12 protein-coding genes are annotated in these 16,525 nt (G+C 70.5%); 6 read left to right on the forward strand and 6 right to left on the reverse strand.

Going from position 1 to position 16,525, the window contains the following annotated elements:
- Positions 1-267 precede the first annotated feature (267 nt).
- Positions 268-531, forward strand: a complete 264-nt coding sequence (locus ACPT94_RS26235) for a hypothetical protein (RefSeq protein ID WP_360346793.1) — start codon at positions 268-270, stop codon at positions 529-531.
- A gap of 354 nt (positions 532-885) precedes the next feature.
- On the opposite strand, the gene ACPT94_RS26240 is transcribed toward ACPT94_RS26235, so the two are convergent.
- From ACPT94_RS26240 to ACPT94_RS26255, 4 genes are all read right to left on the reverse strand, one after another.
- On the reverse strand, positions 886-2,337 hold the full coding sequence (locus tag ACPT94_RS26240) for a peptidase M16 family protein (protein ID WP_425246966.1): 1,452 nt from the start codon (positions 2,335-2,337) through the stop codon (positions 886-888).
- Between the two features lie 9 nt (positions 2,338-2,346).
- Positions 2,347-2,781, reverse strand: a complete 435-nt coding sequence (locus tag ACPT94_RS26245) for a VOC family protein (protein ID WP_360346789.1) — start codon at positions 2,779-2,781, stop codon at positions 2,347-2,349.
- 346 nt (positions 2,782-3,127) lie between these two features.
- Positions 3,128-4,615 carry an APC family permease gene (locus ACPT94_RS26250; protein WP_425246967.1) on the reverse strand — a complete coding sequence of 496 codons (1,488 nt, stop codon included), beginning with the start codon at positions 4,613-4,615 and terminating at the stop codon, positions 3,128-3,130.
- 80 nt (positions 4,616-4,695) lie between these two features.
- A complete protein-coding gene (locus ACPT94_RS26255) occupies positions 4,696-6,351 on the reverse strand; it encodes an amidohydrolase (protein WP_425246968.1) in 1,656 nt (551 codons plus the stop codon).
- Between the two features lie 152 nt (positions 6,352-6,503).
- Between ACPT94_RS26255 and ACPT94_RS26260 the strand changes: the two genes are divergently transcribed.
- The 3 genes from ACPT94_RS26260 to ACPT94_RS26270 all read left to right on the forward strand — a co-directional run bounded on the left by ACPT94_RS26260 (position 6,504) and on the right by ACPT94_RS26270 (position 10,601).
- Complete coding sequence (locus tag ACPT94_RS26260) at positions 6,504-7,115, forward strand: TetR/AcrR family transcriptional regulator (protein ID WP_425246969.1); 612 nt, start codon at positions 6,504-6,506, stop codon at positions 7,113-7,115.
- Between the two features lie 400 nt (positions 7,116-7,515).
- A complete protein-coding gene (locus tag ACPT94_RS26265) occupies positions 7,516-8,526 on the forward strand; it encodes a hydroxyacid dehydrogenase (RefSeq protein ID WP_425246970.1) in 1,011 nt (336 codons plus the stop codon).
- Between the two features lie 110 nt (positions 8,527-8,636).
- Positions 8,637-10,601, forward strand: coding sequence for a glycoside hydrolase family 127 protein (locus tag ACPT94_RS26270; RefSeq protein WP_425247002.1), 1,965 nt, complete (start codon positions 8,637-8,639; stop codon positions 10,599-10,601).
- Positions 10,602-10,616: 15 nt separating this feature from the next.
- Here ACPT94_RS26270 and ACPT94_RS26275 read toward each other — a convergent pair whose 3' ends face one another.
- Positions 10,617-11,579, reverse strand: coding sequence for a glycoside hydrolase family 36 protein (locus tag ACPT94_RS26275; protein ID WP_425247003.1), 963 nt, complete (start codon positions 11,577-11,579; stop codon positions 10,617-10,619).
- Complete coding sequence (locus ACPT94_RS26280; RefSeq protein ID WP_425246971.1) at positions 11,488-12,810, reverse strand: glycoside hydrolase family 36 N-terminal domain-containing protein; 1,323 nt, start codon at positions 12,808-12,810, stop codon at positions 11,488-11,490. The genes ACPT94_RS26275 and ACPT94_RS26280 overlap by 92 nt, the downstream gene beginning before the upstream one ends.
- A 170-nt stretch (positions 12,811-12,980) precedes the next feature.
- Here ACPT94_RS26280 and ACPT94_RS26285 point away from each other — a divergent pair, with 170 nt between their 5' ends.
- Together ACPT94_RS26285 and ACPT94_RS26290 are read left to right on the forward strand one after the other, a co-directional pair.
- The gene (locus ACPT94_RS26285; RefSeq protein WP_425247004.1) at positions 12,981-13,148 is read left to right on the forward strand and encodes an aldo/keto reductase; all 168 of its coding nucleotides are present in this window, start codon (positions 12,981-12,983) and stop codon (positions 13,146-13,148) included.
- 856 nt (positions 13,149-14,004) lie between these two features.
- Entirely contained in the window at positions 14,005-16,353 is a 2,349-nt protein-coding gene (locus tag ACPT94_RS26290; RefSeq protein WP_425246972.1) for a PKD domain-containing protein, read from the forward strand.
- The last annotated feature ends 172 nt before the right edge of the window (positions 16,354-16,525 follow it).

Consider the following 16,525-nt stretch of genomic DNA (forward strand, 5'->3'; position numbering starts at 1 on the left):
GGGTGCGGAACCAGAGGGACACCTGTCCTCTCATCTGCGGAGCTGCAGAGTAGGTGGTGGGCCTGGGTATCCGCCGGACCTGACGAAACCGATCCCATCGCGGACCAGGACGGAAGCTCATGTGCTCGGTACCAACCGGACGATGTGTGGTTCCTTGCCGGCACGTACGGGGGGTCGGCTGAGCGGGCCTGCGCTCTTCCCTTCGGGCGGCCGGTCGCCTTCCCTGTCGTGAACAGGTGGGGTACTTCTCAGGAATGCGCGGACTTCATGGTGAGCGCCACCGGGTGGGCCGTCCTCGACGGCAAGCGGCTGGACCCAGAGGCCTATCATGGGGAGACGATTCAGATAAGCCGCTTCGCGGGCCGTCGCGTCATAGGCGTGGACAGTGGTTTCAAGACCACCGGGTGCGGATTGTGGATCCAGTTGTCGCCTCTGGAGCCGGGCGCACACGTCCTGAAGATTCGCGGTGAGTCTGGCAGCCACCGGGTCAGCGTCGACTATGCGCTGACCATCGATGCGGGGCGGCACTAACCCCGGAAGCCGGCAACCGCGCCTGGTGCAGACGTTCCGTCGTGGACGTCCGCACCGGGTGTCGTGCTTCGGGCCTCACAAGAACCCCGCACTGGCCTCTCGCTTCGGTCGCTGCCCCGGTGGTCGTGGCCGTGGGCGAGGGATGCCTGGCCACCGTGCAGGAGAGCGTCACGTCCCTCACCAAGGACGGCGAGGGCAAACCAGACCGCCCGCACCGGACAGATCTCTCCTGCCGGGCTCATCAACCGCTACCAGCTGCAATGTCGGCCCGCCCGCGACCTCCTGGTCGACTACCTCACCGAACGCCAGTCCCCGCTCGACTACAGCTGACTGCTGGATCGCGCGCACTCGTCATCAAGCGCCGTCGAAGGCGAGTTCCGCTGGGACGGCCTCGTCCACGGCGCGGGCCAGCCGTTGCCCGTCGCGGTACCAGCCCGGGTCAATCCCGACGTTGCAGCCGCACCGGCCGATCAGGTTGCGTTCGGCACCCCACCGTTCCAGCGCGATGACGTCGTCGAAGCGCAGTTCGTGGTACATGCCGGGTCTGCACGACACCACCGACTCCGGCGTAAGAACCACCCAGTGCCGTTCCGCAGCGCGCCTGAACGCGCGCTTCACCAGGGGTTCGCGGAACACCTGTCCCCACGGGGGGATTTCGTCCCACGTCCAGCAGGAGGTGCACCACAGCCGGCGACCGTCCGGGCCGGCGAAGTCGAGGAGCAGACCGTTCGGGACGACCAACTGGGCCCGCTCCATGGCCTGCTGCCAGGAGTCGCGTACGTCCCGCGGGGTGACACCCTCCAAGGCGCGGCGTGGGCTGCCCTCGTCGAGGCAAGGCGTCCCGAACAGCTCGGAACGAGCGGCGTCGTCGAGCGTACGCAGCCGCGCCGGGGCGCCCTCCAGCGGGGCACAGTGCCGGGCCACCTCGGCCGCGGTGGGTTCTTCCCCGGCCAGGCTCAGCGCCTCTGACCACACCGTCGCAGCTACGCCCTCAGCATCGCTCGTACGGGCTGAGGCGAGGAGCAGCCGGACGACCGTGCCGGAGTCGAGCAGCGCTGTGGCCGCCTCAGCCGGGGCAGCCGACACTGGCTGGCAGGCGAGCGTGGCGGTCACCCGTTCCCGAAGGATTCGGTGGGCCACCGCTGCGGCCGCGGACCCGACGGAGGCCTCGACGGACAGCGCGACGCCGTCGATGTTCCGGTGGGTCCAGGAGGCGCGCGGGTGGCGAGTCTGAGGTGCGGAACGGCGCGGGCGCTCGCCCGGGGGCAGCGGGAGCCGCAGGCCGACGGGGGCCGGTCCGGTCAAGGTCAGGACGGCGTTGCCGCGGGTGAACCAGGCTGCGGCGTGCCCGAGCAGCATCTCCGCGGTCGGCAGGTGGTGCCGGCTGCGTTCGTGGCCCTCCAGGCCGGCGGCCTGCGATCCGTACCGGGCGTTGAGAGCACCGACGGCCCGCGGGTCGAGGGACCGGGCGACCTCGCCTCCGAGCGCGCGGGCCACCTCACCGAGCCGGTCGGTCGGCAAGTCGGACAGAGCCGAGCAGAGTGCCTCCAGGCAGTCGGAGACTTCCTCGCGGGAACCCGAGACGGTGAACCGGGTCTCCTCGAGGCCGGTGGACACGACGGGCTCGGCCTCCTGCGGGAGCCGCCGTTGCGTCGCATGCACAGCGAGGGCGGCGACCAGGCGGCTGATGCCGAGGGTGCGGTACGTCTCGTCGCGGGCACCGACGCCAAAGCGCAGGGTGGCGCGGAGCGGACCGGGCTCGGAGAACCGGAGGACGGGTACGCCGTCGACGTGGCTGTGGTGCATGGCCGCACGTTAGTCGAGACAGAACTCGTTGCCCTCGATGTCCTGCATCAGGATGCACGACTCGTTGTCGTCATCGGCCAACAGCGTTCGCACGTGTACCGCACCGAGCGCGACCAGTCGTGCGCATTCGGCCTCCAGTGTGGCGAGGCGCTCTTCACCCACGAGTCCGGTGCCGACCCGCACGTCGAGGTGCACCCGATTCTTGACGATCTTGCCTTCGGGAACGCGCTGGAAGAGCAGACGCGGGCCCACACCCGAGGGGTCACTGCATGCGAAGTAGATGACCTGATCCTCAGGCGGCAGCGAGCGATGGTAGTCCTCCCACGTGGCAAACCCGTTCGGGATCGGCGGTACGACGTACCCCAACACCTCGCACCAAAAACCGGCGAGGCGCGCAGGTTCTGCGCAGTCGAAGGTGACTTGGAACTGCTTGATCGAAGACATCGGCGCACCATAGCAGGGGGACTCAGTCGCTCATCTCCCGGCGTGGATCCGCATGTTGGCGGGAGGGACGACGGCCCTGATCACCCGGTCTTCCCCGGCGTCGGGTTCATCTGACACCTCCCGGGGTCCGTGCGGTGCCCCGCCCCGCCAACTGACTGTCTACACGCCCCGCCCAGTTCGGGTCATCGAGTTCGGCCGCGAGGCGCGGCGTCGGCTTCCTGCTGCGGCCGAGGAGCATGGTCGTGCGCCTTCTCCGTGGACTGTCTCGTGGTCGGGTGCACGGGCGCGGGGCGGTACCGTGCCCGGGCGCTCGGGCCGGGCGACGGGACCGCCGTGCGCCGGGGAGTCAGGCGGTGTCGACGTCGGTGGTGGCGAGCTTGACGTAGACGTCGGGCCGGGTGCGGCGGATGCGTGCGGCGAGAGCCATGCCGGCCAGGAACACTGCCGGGGTGAGCGCGACCAGTGTCCAGTTGACGGTCGGGCCGGCGCCGGTGAACAGGTCCAGGCGCTTGCAGACCAGCACGGTGGCGGCGGTCAGGAGGACGCCGGCCGCGGCGGGCGCGACCAGGGTGCGCATGCGTCCCTCGCCGTGCTCGGCGGAGTTGCGGCGGAAGAAGGAGACCACCGCGAAGGCCGCCAGCGCCTGTAGGACGAGGACGCCGATCACACCGGGAGTGTTCACCCACAGGAAGAACTTGGTGTAGGGGTCGACGTCGATCAAGGCGAAGACGGCGACGACCACGACCGCCAGGACGCTCTGGGCGATGCCGGCCACCCACGGTGAGCCGTGCCGGGGGTGCACCCGGCCCAGCGCCGCGGGGGCGACACTCTCGACGGACAGGGCGTAGACGTACCGGGTGATGGCGTTGTGGAAGGCGAGCAGGGCGGCGAGCACGCTGGTGACGATCAGGACGCGTTGGACGTCGGTCGCCCAGCCGCCGACGTACTGGGTCATGGCGGTGAAGAACATCTCCGCCGGGTTCTTCGCGGCGACCGCGACGGCCTGGTCGCTGCCGAACGCCTGCACGATGACCCAGGCGATGAAGGCGTAGAAGAGGCCGAGGAAGCCGATCGCGAGGTAGGTGGCACGGGGCACGGTGCGGTCGGGGTCGCGGGCCTCCTCGCGGTAGATGGCGGTGGCCTCGAAGCCGATGAACGCGGCGACGGCGAGACCGAGCGGTCCGCTCATCCCCGAGACGAAGATGTTCGAGGGCGTGAAGGAGTCGAAGCTCAGCCCGCTCGCGCCACCCTTGACCAGGACGGCGCCGGCGAGCAGCACCAGGATGGCGGTCTCCGCGATCAGCAGGGCGGCCAGGACCTTGGCGCCGAGGTTGATGGAGCGGAAGCCCAGGAACCAGACGACGGCGATCCCGGCCAAGGCGTACACCGGCCAGGGCAAATCGACGCCGAGAAGGTCGTTCGCCGTGGTGGAGGCGAAGAAGCCGAAGGCGCCGAACATGCCGATCTGAAGGGAGTTGTACGAGAACACCGCGAGGAACGCCGCCCCCAGCCCTGCCGGACGTCCGAGGCCTCGGGCGATGTACGAGTAGAAGGCGCCGGCGTTGCGGATGTACGGCGTCATCGCGGTGAAGCCGACCGCGAAGAGGACCAGCACCACGCCGACGGCGAGATAGGCGACCGGGGCGCCGATGCCGCCGAAGAGGATGGCGAGGGGAGCGACGCCGGCCATCACCGTGAGCGGGGCGGCCGCGGCGACGACGAAGAAGACGATGTCGGCGACGCCGAGGCTGCCGCGCTGGAGGTGATGGCCCTGATCGGTCCCGGCGGCCGGTGGGGGCTGCTGGGGAGCGGTGGGGACGAGGGGCTCGGTCATGGAGGTCTCCGCGTGGTGTGTGGTCGAGGAGCGGGTGGAACGTTCGGGAGACGCAGACCGGTCGTGACGACGACGTGGGTCTATCGTCTCCCGGCACGCGTGCTGCGGGGGGTGGTGGCGTCGTGGGTACGCCGGCCGGCGAGCCAGGTGCCCAGGACGGGGAGGTGCGCGAGGTCACCGGGGGTGGTCTCGGCCGGGTCGGCGGCGAGATGCACCAGGTCGGCGCGCATTCCGGGGCGCAGCGCGCCCCATTCCTTCTCCTCGAACGCCTGGTAGGCGCATCCTGCGGAGTAGGCGGTGAGAGCGGCGTCGATGTCGATCCGCTCCTCGGGGAGCCAGCCGCCCTCGGGAACACCCTCGGGCGTCTGGCGGGTCACGGCGGTGGCGATGCCCCGCAGTGGTTCATGGGCGGTGACCGGCCAGTCGCTGCCGAACGAGAGCCGGGCGCCGGAGGCGAGCAGGGCGGCGATCTGGTACTGCCGCCCGCCGCGTTCCGGGCCGATCCTCGGCAGGGTCAGCTCGGTCATCAGGGGGTCGGGCTGGGCCCACAGCGGCTGGAGGTTGGCGACCACGCCGAGTGCGGCGAACCGGTCCAGGTCGGCGGGGTGGATGAGCTGGGCGTGGGCGATGACCGGACGGCGGTCGCGGGCGCCGTTGGTGCGGGTGGCGGCCTCGATCGCGTCCAGCGCGACCCGGACTCCGCCGTCGCCGATGGCGTGGAGGTGCGCGCGGAAGCCGAGTGCGTCGACGGTGGTGACGGCCTCGGCCAGCTCCTGGGGGGACCAGTTGGCGATGCCGTGCGAATGCGGGCAGTCCGTGTACGGTTCGAGGAGGGCGGCGGTGCCGGACTCGATGACGCCGTCGGCGAAGAACTTCACGGTCCGCGCGGTCAGCAGCCCGGGGGCGGAGCTCTCCACCTTGTCCCGGTCCGCCGTGAACCGGAGGATGCGCTCGCGCCAGCCGTCGGGTTCCAGGACGAAGGCGAGGTCGGCCCGTAGGGGAAGCCCCGGCTCGGTGGTCGCGGCGGTGATCCAGACGTCGGCGTGGTGCGGTTCGACCCAGGCGTCCTGCACCCAGGTCACGCCGGCCGCGGCGAACCGGGCGGCGGCTTCGCGCAGCGCCGCCACCTGCGCTTTGTGGGACGCCGTGGGAATGAGCGCGAGCACCGGGCCGAGGGCGCCGAACTCGCGCAGGGTGCCCAGCGGCTCGGCGGATCCGTCCCGGCGCAGGATCTCCCCGCCCGCCGGATCCGGGGTGCCGGCGGTGTAACCGGCCCGGCGCAGGGCCTCGCTGTTCACCCAGGCCGTGTGGTGGTCCATGGTGCGCAGCACGACGGGACGGTCGGGTACGGCGGCGTCCAGCCACCGGGCGTCGAACCGGCCGTCGGGGGCGAGCCACGGGTCGAAGCCGTCGCCAGTGATCCACTCGGTGTCGGGGTGTTCGGCGGCCCAGCCTCGGACGACCTCGACGATCTCATCGACGCTCGTACGGTCCCGGACCGGAACCCCGGCCAGCCCGAGTCCGCCCATCACGGGGTGCACATGTCCGTCGCCGAACGCCGGCAGCAGGGCCCCGCCGGCCAGGTCGACGACGGCGGTACGCGGTCCCCGGGCGGCCAGCGCCTGTGCGCCGAGGGCGGTGATCCGGCCGCCGGTGACGGCGAGGGCGTGGTCCGTGGGGACGTCCGCGGCCCCGGTCCGGACGGTCCCTCCGGTGAAGACGATGTCGGCGTGCATGGCGTGCGGCGCTGCCTTTCCTTCGGCCGGCTGCCTAACTGAATGGCATTCGGTTTCCGGTAATGTAGGCCTCGCCCGGGAGACTGGGAAGAGGTTTACTGAATGCCATTCGGTAACGTCTGGGTTACGGCACGCGAGAACGAGGAGCCACTGTGGGACGGCCGCGTACACCCCTGCTGGACCGTCGGCGCATCGGTGCCGCGGCACTGCGCCTGGCCGACGAGAAGGGCGCTCTCTCCATTCCGGCCCTGGCCAAAGCCCTGGGCGTCGCCCCGTCCGCGCTCTACCACCACGTCGCCGGCCGCGACGACATCGTCTCGCTGATGCGCGAGGAGCTGGCCCTGACGACCGGCGACGACCAGGACTGGTCACAGCCCTGGGAGAAGGCCCTGGAGGGCTGGGCCCGTTCCTACCTCGCCGCCTTCGCCGCCCACCCCGGAGCGGTCCCCCTGCTCGCCACCGCCCCGCTGGCCGAACCCTTCATGCATGCGATGTACGAGAAGGTCGCGGAGCTGCTGCTGGACGCCGGTTTCGCCGCGAAGGAGGTCATGCCGCTGATCACCGCACTGGAGAGCTTCGTACTCGGCTCCGCCCTCGACCTGGTGGCGCCGCCCGTGATGGTCTCCGACGTTGCACGCGACACGGCTCCGCACCTCAGCGCCGTACTCGACCAGACCCCCGCCGACCGCAGCCGCGCCCCCTTGGCCTTCGACCTTGGGCTGCGTGCTCTGCTCACCGGTTTCCGCGACCTGCTCGACCGCTGACCGCGGGAACAGAGCCGGCATCACCCACAGCCCGAGGGGCTGATCATGACCGCCTCGTTCCACGTTCTGCACGTGGGGGAGACGGCGTGGTCGGTGCGACGTGAGGGAAGAAAGAACTGGCACTGCGCGACGAAGGCAGTAATCGTTTGTTTCTGTGGACCGTACGACTGGAGGAGACGGATCCACAAGAGGAGGCGCCGGATTCTTCAAGGGGTTACTCCCCGGGCCACTGACCAGCATTGTTCGCATGATGCTGGGATGGGTGTGGACTACCTGCGCCGCCCCCGTGCCGCAGAGCTGGCCATTGACCGGGCTCTCTTAGGCTTCTAGCGTGGAATACGTTTACTGTGACGCTCGGGCTTGTCGCCCGTCACCCCGGCACCCTCTCCGCAGGAGCACCATGCATACGTCAGCGCCGCCGTTCGCCCTCTTCGCAAGCGCGCCGACGATCTCGGTGGCCCCGGCCGCAGCAGGGAGAGAGAAGCGGCGGCGGCCACCGGGACAAGCACTCTGGGGCGGACACGGGACTTGGACATCGGTCCTCGTGGCCGAGGCCCTGGGTCGCGCCGAGGTGCTGGTCACCGGCTGGGGCTGCCCGCACCTCGGCGCGGAGACACTGGCGGCGGCGCCGCGACTGCGCGCCGTCCTGCACGCCGACGGCAGCGTCCGCCACCTCGTGGGGGAGCCGTTCTGGGAGCGCGGCCTCACCCTCTCCAGCGCGGTGCAGGCCAACGCCCTGCCCGTGGCCGAGTACACGCTCGCCATGATCCTGCTGGCCGGCAAGGACGCCTTCGGACTGCGCGAACGCTTCCGGGCCGAGCACGGCCACCCCGCTCCGACGGAGTACGCGGGGGTCGGCAACCTCGGCCGTCGGGTCGGATTGATCGGGGCCTCCCGGGTGGGCCGCCGGGTCCTCGAACTGCTGCGGCCCCTCGATCTGGCGGTGAGCCTCTACGACCCCTACGTCGAGGCCGGCGAGGCGGCGGAACTGGGCGCCGTCCCGCTGGACCTTGACGAGCTGCTGAGCACCAGCGACATCGTCAGCGTGCACGCCCCCGACATCCCGCAGACCCACCGCATGCTCAATCGCGAACGGCTGGCGCTCATCCCCGACGGGGGCGTCCTGATCAACACCTCACGGGGCGCCCTCATCGACCACACAGCGCTCACCGACGAACTGGTGAGCGGCCGGCTCAGCGCGATCCTGGGCGTCACCGACCTGGAGCCGCTGCCCTCGAACTCCCCGCTCTCCCGCCTTCCGAACGTGTTCCTCACGCCGCACATCGTCGGCTCCCTCGGCAACGAACCGGCGCGCCTCGGCGGCACGGTCGTGACGGAACTGGAACGCATGGCGACGGGGCTGCCGCCTGCCCACCCGGTCCATCGGGCCGAACTGGCGATCAGCGCCTGAGGACTCCGACGCCTACGCGGCGGCCGGGGACGACGACCCGCCCGCCGGGCCCCGCAACGCCGACGCCGTCACCCCACTCCAGCCCACACCCCCTTCCTCCGGAGGCACCCCTGAACACCACCCAGACCGGACCGGTCCACCCCTCCGCGCGCGCCGTCTCCCCCCTGCGTCCCGCCTCCGTGGCCCGCATCGAGGGCGGGTTCTGGGCCGAGCGCCGCCGGATCAACGCCCAGGTCTCCCTCGCCGAGGGCCCGGCGCGGCTGGAGCAGGCCGGCAATCTCGCCAACTTCCGTGCCGCCGCGGCCCTGCGCACCGATGGTCCGGACGCCCCGTCGGGCACCGACTTCTCCGGCGACTTCCAGTTCCAGGACTCCGACGTCTACAAGTGGCTGGAAGCCGCCTGCTGGCAGCTCGCGGACACCCCCGACGAGGCGCTGACCACCGAGGTCGAGGCCGTTGTCGAGCTGATCGCCGCCGCCCAGCGCGAGGACGGCTACCTCCAGACGTACTACCAGCTCGGCGGCGGCATCCCGTGGACCGAGCTGGGCTGGGGACACGAGCTGTACTGCGCGGGGCATCTGATCCAGGCCGCCGTGGCGCACCACCGGGCCACCGGCTCCGACCGGCTGCTCGACGTGGCCCGTCGGCTCGCCGACCACATCGACTCCGTCTTCGGCCCCGGCAAGCAGGTGGACACCGTTTGCGGTCATCCCGAGGTGGAGACCGCCCTTGTCGAACTCCACCGGACGACCGACGAGAAGCGGTATCTGGACCTCGCCCGCTACTTCCTGGAGCGTCGCGGCCACGGCACCCTATCCTCCGGCGCCGACCGGGGCCACGACCGCGACCCGGGACCCGAGTACTGGCAGGACCACACGCCGATCCGCACGGCCGACGAGGTCACCGGCCACGCCGTACGCCAGCTCTACCTCCTCGCCGGAGCCGCCGACCTGGCCGCGGAGACCCGAGACACGGAGCTCCGTGCGGCTCTGGAGCGGCTGTGGCGGGACATGATCAGGACCAAGACCTACCTCACCGGCGCCGTCGGCTCCCGGCACGACTGGGAGGCCTTCGGCGACGCCCACGAACTGCCCGCCGACCGCGCCTACGCCGAGACCTGCGCCGCCATCGCCTCCGTCCACTTCTCCTGGCGCATGGCCCTGCTCACCGGCGAGGCCCGCTACTCCGACCTCGTCGAGCGCACCCTGTTCAACGGGTTCCTCGCCGGCGCCGGACTCGACGGCCGCACCTGGCTGTACGTCAACCCGCTCCACCGGCGGGCCCGTTCGCACGAACGTCCCGGCGACCAGACCGCCCACCGCACCCCCTGGTTCCGCTGCGCGTGCTGCCCGCCCAACGTGATGCGACTGCTCGCCGGCCTCCCGCACTACATGGCCACGACCGACGACAGCGGACTGCGGCTGCACCAGTACGCCGCCGGCGTCTACGGCGGTGACGGCCTCACCGTGCGGGTGGCGACGGAGTACCCGTGGGACGGCGCGGTGACGGTCACCGTCGAGGACGCTCCCACCGCCCTGCCGCGCACTCTCTCCCTGCGCCTGCCGGCCTGGTGCGCGGACCACACCCTGACCGTGAACGGCACCATCGTCGAAGGCGGGGCGGAAGCCGGCTGGCTGCGGATCACCCGCGAGTTCACCCCCGGTGACACCGTCCGGCTCGACCTCGCCATGCCTGCCCGGCTGACCGTCCCGCCCTCGCGCGTCGACGCCGTCCGGGGCTGCGCCGCCGTCGAACGGGGTCCGCTGGTCTACTGCCTGGAGCAGACCGACCAGCCGCGCCGAATGGACCCGGACGCGGTCGCCCTGGTGCCGGACGCACCACTGACCGTCCGCAGCCGCCCCGAACTGCTCGGCGGGGTGAGCACGGTGACCGTCGCGGGTTGCCTGCTCCCCGCCGACGACACGTCCGCCGACTGGCCCTACCCGCCGTACGCCTCGGCGGCTTCAGGCGAATTCCGGGAGAGCGTCGAGCTGACGGCGGTGCCGTACTACGCCTGGGCCAACCGCGAGGCGGGCGCCATGCGGGTCTGGCTTCCGCTGGCCGGCCGCGGGTAGCGGCCGGCCCACCGGTCATCGAAGGGGCGTCGGCCCGAAGGCCAGCAGCAGCGCCGAGCGTTCGGCCGGGAGGGTCACCCGCAGGGTGCGCTCCCGGCCGTTCCATGTGTACTGAGGCCGCGGTCCCGCCGTGAACAGGACGTACGGGGCCGCGTCCTCGGCAAGACCGGGCAGCGGGACGGCCATCGTCTCCGGGGCCCCGTCACGGCGCCACAGAGCCAACAGCGTCGAACCGTGATGCGTGGTGAGGGCGAGCGCGGCCCAGCCGTCGCGCCAGCCGGGCAGCCCCAGCGGCCAGCTCGGACGCGTGCCGGGCAGGAGGTGCCGGTAGGACTTGTACGCCTCCAGGGCACGGCGCACCACGCTTGACTGCTCCGGGCTCAGCAGGTCGAGGCGCCCGCTGAGGTGAACGCGGCTGAGGAGCGCCGAGACGAGCACTGTGCCGAGTTCCGCGACGTCGTGCCCCGGCAGGGGGTACGCCCAGAACGCGCCCTGCTCGGGCGTGACCGCGGTCGGCGCGGCGGCGGCAATGGCGGGCAGGAGCCGGACGTCCTGCTGGTCGGTGACGGAGTGGATCGGCAGACGGGAGAGGATCGCGTGGTCCGTACGGCTGCCGCCCGCGGCGCAGCTCTCCAGGACCAGGCCGGGATGCCGATCGAGTACGCCGTCCAGCCAGCCGAGATGGGCGCGGTTGTGACCGAGCAGTCCGTCGCCCGGACTGTCACCGCCGTCCGTGCCGGCGCCGATGTCGATGTTGTAGTCCAGTTTCAGGTAACCCACGCCGTAGTCGTCCACCAGTCGGTCCACGACCGCGTCGAGGTGCGAGCGAGCGGCGGGATGGCGCAGATCGAGCTGATGGCGGCCCCACTCCACGAGCCGTACGCCGTCACGCCGGAAGAACGCCTCGTCCGGAAGCGAGGACGCGACCGGGCTGCGAACGCCCACCACTTCCGGCTCCAGCCACAGCCCCGGCACCATGTCGGCCGAGCGGATCCGGTCCAGGACCGAGACCACCGGGAAACCGTGTGGCGGACTCCTCCCACGCGCCGACCGAGTCCCACCAGCCCGGTACGCCGCCGGGGCCGACGGTGCCGGGCGGCTCGTCGTCGTACCAGCCGGCGTCGATGCAGAAGATCTCGGCGCCGGCCTCCGCGGCGGCGTCGACCAGGGGCAGCAGGGCCTTGGTCGTGGGTTCGCCCATCAGACAGTTCATGAAGTCGTTGAAGACCACCGGCAGGCCCTGGTGGTCCGGATGGGGACGACGGACGGCGCGGCGGTGGCGGGTCAGTGCCCCGAGCGCCGCTTCGCAGCCGCCCGTGGGGACCAGGGCGACCGCGACCGGCACCGTGCGGAAGGCCTCGCTGGGTGCGAGGCGCCGCCGCCACTGGTGTTCGCGGTCGGTCGGACCGGACAGCGCCAGGTACACGTCGTCGAAGCGGTCGCCGAGTTCGGCGTGCCAGGAGCCGTTGTGCTCGATCTGCCACATCAGGGCGCGGCCGGTCGAGGCATCCTCCAGGCATCCCATCGGGAGGTGTTCGGAGGAGGACCAGGAGCCGGTGTTGGTGAGGGCGATCCGGTTCTTGGAACCTGTCTGGCCGTACGCGACCATGCCGACGTCGTGCAGTCCGTGCTGCGCGAGGATGGCCCGTGACCAGCGGAATTCGCCGCCCCAGGGATTGGCCGCGGTCCACAGGTACAGCCCGTCCTCCCAGCGGGTGCCCGGGGGAAGGTGGCGTGCCAGGTTGGAGAGCACGAAGGAGGAGACGTACTCGAGGGTCACCGAGCGATCGCCGGTGTTCTCGACGAGCGCCTCGGCCCACAGGACAGGAGTGCCCTCGCACAAGGTGTACGCGGCAGTGACGCGCAGGCCGGTGGCATCGTCCGCCAGCAGGACACGAAGAGTCCGTGTCTCTCGGCCGTCCTTCGACCGGCCTGCGTCCTCGAAGTGTCCGGCGTAGCGCAGGGCGAGGGAGGCGGCGCCGTCCACGTGGCGTTTGCCCGAGGTGCCGAGCCGCCCACTGCCGGCCGTCTGGATCTCGACCAGGGGCAGGGCGGCCCGTGCGAGACGGTCGCAGGCACCGGGCTCGCGGGACGGGTCGGGCAGCGTCGCGGCCTCCCCGGCTGCCAGCAGCGACATCGGCCCCGCGGTCTCGTACGACATGAGCAGGGAAAGCTCTTCGCAGCCCCAGCGAAGAAAGGTGACGGACACGATGACTCCGTGACGGGTGTGCGGGAGGTTGGTAAACGTTTACTGTTGTTGCCAGACTAGTAATCGTTTCTGAGGATCCGCAAGGATGCGGGACGCAGTGACGTCAAGGTGTGACAGCGGATGGACATGGCTCTACTGCGGCTCCCGGCGAAGGTCTCGACCGCAGCGACGTGTTCGTGACGACCAAGTTGTGGCCGCTGGCGGAGGAACGCGCCAAGACGGCGGAAGAGACCTTGCGGTCCATCGACGAGAGTCTTGATCGGCTCGGTCTGGAGCAGGTCGACCTCTATCTCACCCATGCCGCGTTCGGGCGTCAGCGGCGCCTGGAGCAGTGGTAGGGACTGGTTGAGGCCTACAAGTGCGGCAGGGCGAGTGCGATCGGCATGTCGAACTTCGATGCCGCTCACGTCGATGAGCTGGCAAGGTCTTCGACCTCGCGCTCATCTCCCGCAGCCAGGAACACGTCGATGCCCTGGCCGCCGCCCTGCAGCAGGGCGGGCTCAACGCGAGCGTCTCCGCCGCCGACGTACGCGACCTCACAGCTTTCACCGCGGCCCTGGACGCGGTGACCGCCACTCTCGAGCCCATCGAGGTCCGGCTGTACAGCCCGTTCCGCACAAGGACTTCATGAAACACGTCCAGCACACGAACTCCGCCGACCTGCAAGGACCGCTTGCCTTCTCTCTGTTCGGGCCGATGGCCGCCGTGGAACAGACGCTGCTGGGCATGCGCGACCTCGGCCGCGGCACCGTCCGGGCGACCCGGCAACTCGCATCTCCACGGGTGCCTGACGTCGGGTCGGCCGGAATATCAGCGTCCGGTCGGTTTCGTCGCCGCGCCGCCGTCGTCAGCGTCCTCGCATCCGTCAGTACCGCTTTCAAACAAGGTTTGTTGTGTCCCTTGTCACCCCTGTGGCCCGGGGACATACTCGCCTTACTCAGCGCCCGGGTCGCTTCATGGCGGGTGCCGGATCGCCTGTGGTCGGCGGTGACGACTCATGTCCGCCCCGATCGGAGACATCACGCGGCAGTGCTGTACCGGCTGGCCACTGACAGCCGGAAACCATTTCCACGACATACCCGCGGACTGGCAGCTCATCATTTCGGCCGGCACCGACCATGCCCTGGCCGTGTGGGTTTCGTGACGTCCGCAGGAGGGGGAACCGACGTGATCAGGGCAATGAGAAGAGCCGCGGTGCTCTTGGTCGCGGTCGCGGTGCAGATCACCGGCCTGACCGGGCAGTCGCGTCCCGCCCAGGCCGCGGTGTTCGACGAGAAGCCCGATGTGACCTGCACGTCGGAGGAGTACCCGCAGTTGGCCTCGGACATGGCCGACTTCGTCCGGATCGCCGTGAACGTCGGAACCGTCGTGAGGTATGACGGTCCGCACAGACCCGGCGTGGCCTTCTACGACCGCGCCACCGGCATCGAGTGCTACAGCAGCCCGGATCAGATCTTCAAGACCGCCAGCCTGGTGAAGGCGTCGATCCTCGGTGCGCTGCTCTACCGGCCGCAGGAGATCAGCGACGCGGAGCGTCCGCTGGTCCAGAAGATGATCCTCGAGTCCGACAACGACACCGCGCTGACGTTGTGGAAGGACAGCCTGGGCTGCGGCAAGGACGAGAACGGCGACGTCCGGCCCTGCACCCTGTACCGGAACTTCCTGGACGCGGCCGGGATGGACGGCACGTACCCCGACGACGGAGGCGCCTTCGGCGACACCTACACCACGGCCCGCGACCAGGTCCGGCTCTTCAAGCTGTTCAGCGCGGAGAACGCGGTGATCAACGCGGAGCGACGGGCGTACGCGCAAGACCTGTTGCAGCGTGCCGAACCGCGGTTCGGTGTCACGTCGTCCGCGCCGCCGGGCACGGTGCAGCAGCTCAAGGTCGGGTTCTCCAAGCTGGGCGAGGACAGCGACGCCTGGCGGGTGAACGCCGCCGGGCGGGTTCACGGCGGCGCGCAGGGTTACGACTACATCGTGGCGCTCCTCAGCGACCGCAACGAAGAGATCCCGCACAACCCGTGGCCGTTCAACGGGATCGAGCGGCTCGACCAGGTGGGCAAGCAGATCAACTGCGGCATCCGGGAGTTGAACGGCGACACGTCGTGCTGGAGCTTCAAGAGCGACGACTGCATCATGCCGTCGCCGGTGATGAGCTGTGAGACCGACGAACCGGTCCGCTCCCACCGCAGTCAGCACTGGATACGGGTGGACATCGGCGCGAAGCTCGGCTCCACGGTGCACTGGAAACTCGTCGACGCGGCGAACGGGATCGTGGTCGACGAGGGTGACGCCGTCGGCGGGCCGTCGTGTGTCTGCGACAAGACGGTGTACGGACTGTACGGGAGCTACATCCTGCGGCTGCAGACCGACGCCGCCAACGGCGGCGACCGCGGAGCTCTCTACAACCACACCGGCGGTTCGCCGGATCCCGACGCGAACCAGCCGCCGACCGTCAACGCCGGGCCGGATCGCACCGGTGAGGAAGGCTCGCCCGTCAGCGTCACGGGCTTCGCCAACGACGACGGCGGAGCTCCCCGTGTGCAGTGGTCCGCCCGGCCCGGCGCTGACGTCGACCCTGGAGGGTCCTGCACCTTCGCCGACCCGACCGCCCTGCGCACCACGGTGACGTGCAATGACGACGGCGCCTTCGTCATTTCGCTGACAGCCGACGACGGGGTGAACGCGGCGGTCCACGACGACGCGATCGTGCGGGTGGCCAACGTCGCGCCCGGACTGGCCCCGGGGCAGCGAACCGCGCAGGCGGCGTCGCAGCTCTCGGCCCCCCGGCCCTGGCAGCTCTTCCGGGCCGGCCAGTCCGTCACGGTGACCGCGCCGTTCGTCGACCCGGGCAGCAACGACACCCAGACGTGCCGGATCGTGTGGGACGACGGGACCGTCGACTCCTTCCCCGCCTCCGACTCGGGCTGCAACCGCACCCACACCTACCACCACGCGGGCATGTACACGATCAAGCTCGACGTGGCTGATGACGACGAAGGCCAGGACAACGCCGGCGTCATGATCGTCGTCTACGATCCCGAGGCCGGATTCACCAACGCCGACGGCTCGCTGGCCTCTCCCACGGGCGCCTGGACGTCCTCACCCGACACGTCCGGCGAGGCATGGTTCCACCTCACCGCCAAGTACTACCCGTCCCGCCCCGACGTGCCCGTCGGCACCGCCCAAACCTGGTTGGCGGGCACTGGCTTCCGCTTCAACGCCGGTGACGGCAACCTGGAATGGCTGGTGGCCACCCCGGACGGCATGACCGCCGCGAAGGGCACCGGAACCCTCCAGAACCAGTCCGGGCGCCACGGCTTCGTCTTCTACGGCTACGACGGCTGCGCCAACGGAACCACCCCCGGCTGCCGTCCCGGCCCCGACCGCTTCCGGATGGTGGTCTGGCCCCTCAGCAAAGGACCGAACCCCGAAGGGGACGTCGTCTACGACAACGTGCCCACCGCCGACTACGACCTCGACGTCGCCCGCCCCCAGCCCCTGCGCTCCGGCATCGTCACCATCCACCCGCCCGTGTGACCCCCTGCGCGGGCGCTGCGGCGCCCGCGCAGGGAACGATTCGGGCACGTAGGTGATCCAGCACCCCGCCCCGGTGAGGCGAAGTCGCCGCGCGGTCAGGCAGGCCGCAGTCGCCTCACTGGGGGCTCAATCTGAAACGATCAGTCAGGCGGCAAGGCGAAGTGGGTGGTGA

Source organism: Streptomyces aurantiaciflavus, assembly GCF_049808595.1.
Taxonomy (GTDB): domain Bacteria; phylum Actinomycetota; class Actinomycetes; order Streptomycetales; family Streptomycetaceae; genus Streptomyces.

Excerpts from the sequence above, each read along its gene's own strand:
- ACPT94_RS26235 (WP_360346793.1), top strand. The coding sequence starts at position 268 with ATGGTGAGCGCCACCGGGTGGGCCGTCCTCGACGGCAAGCGGCTGGAC.
- ACPT94_RS26240 (WP_425246966.1), bottom strand. The coding sequence starts at position 2,337 with ATGCACCACAGCCACGTCGACGGCGTACCCGTCCTCCGGTTCTCCGAG.
- ACPT94_RS26245 (WP_360346789.1), bottom strand. The coding sequence starts at position 2,781 with ATGTCTTCGATCAAGCAGTTCCAAGTCACCTTCGACTGCGCAGAACCT.
- ACPT94_RS26250 (WP_425246967.1), bottom strand. The coding sequence starts at position 4,615 with ATGACCGAGCCCCTCGTCCCCACCGCTCCCCAGCAGCCCCCACCGGCC.
- ACPT94_RS26255 (WP_425246968.1), bottom strand. The coding sequence starts at position 6,351 with ATGCACGCCGACATCGTCTTCACCGGAGGGACCGTCCGGACCGGGGCC.
- ACPT94_RS26265 (WP_425246970.1), top strand. The coding sequence starts at position 7,516 with ATGCATACGTCAGCGCCGCCGTTCGCCCTCTTCGCAAGCGCGCCGACG.
- ACPT94_RS26275 (WP_425247003.1), bottom strand. The coding sequence starts at position 11,579 with ATGGTGCCGGGGCTGTGGCTGGAGCCGGAAGTGGTGGGCGTTCGCAGC.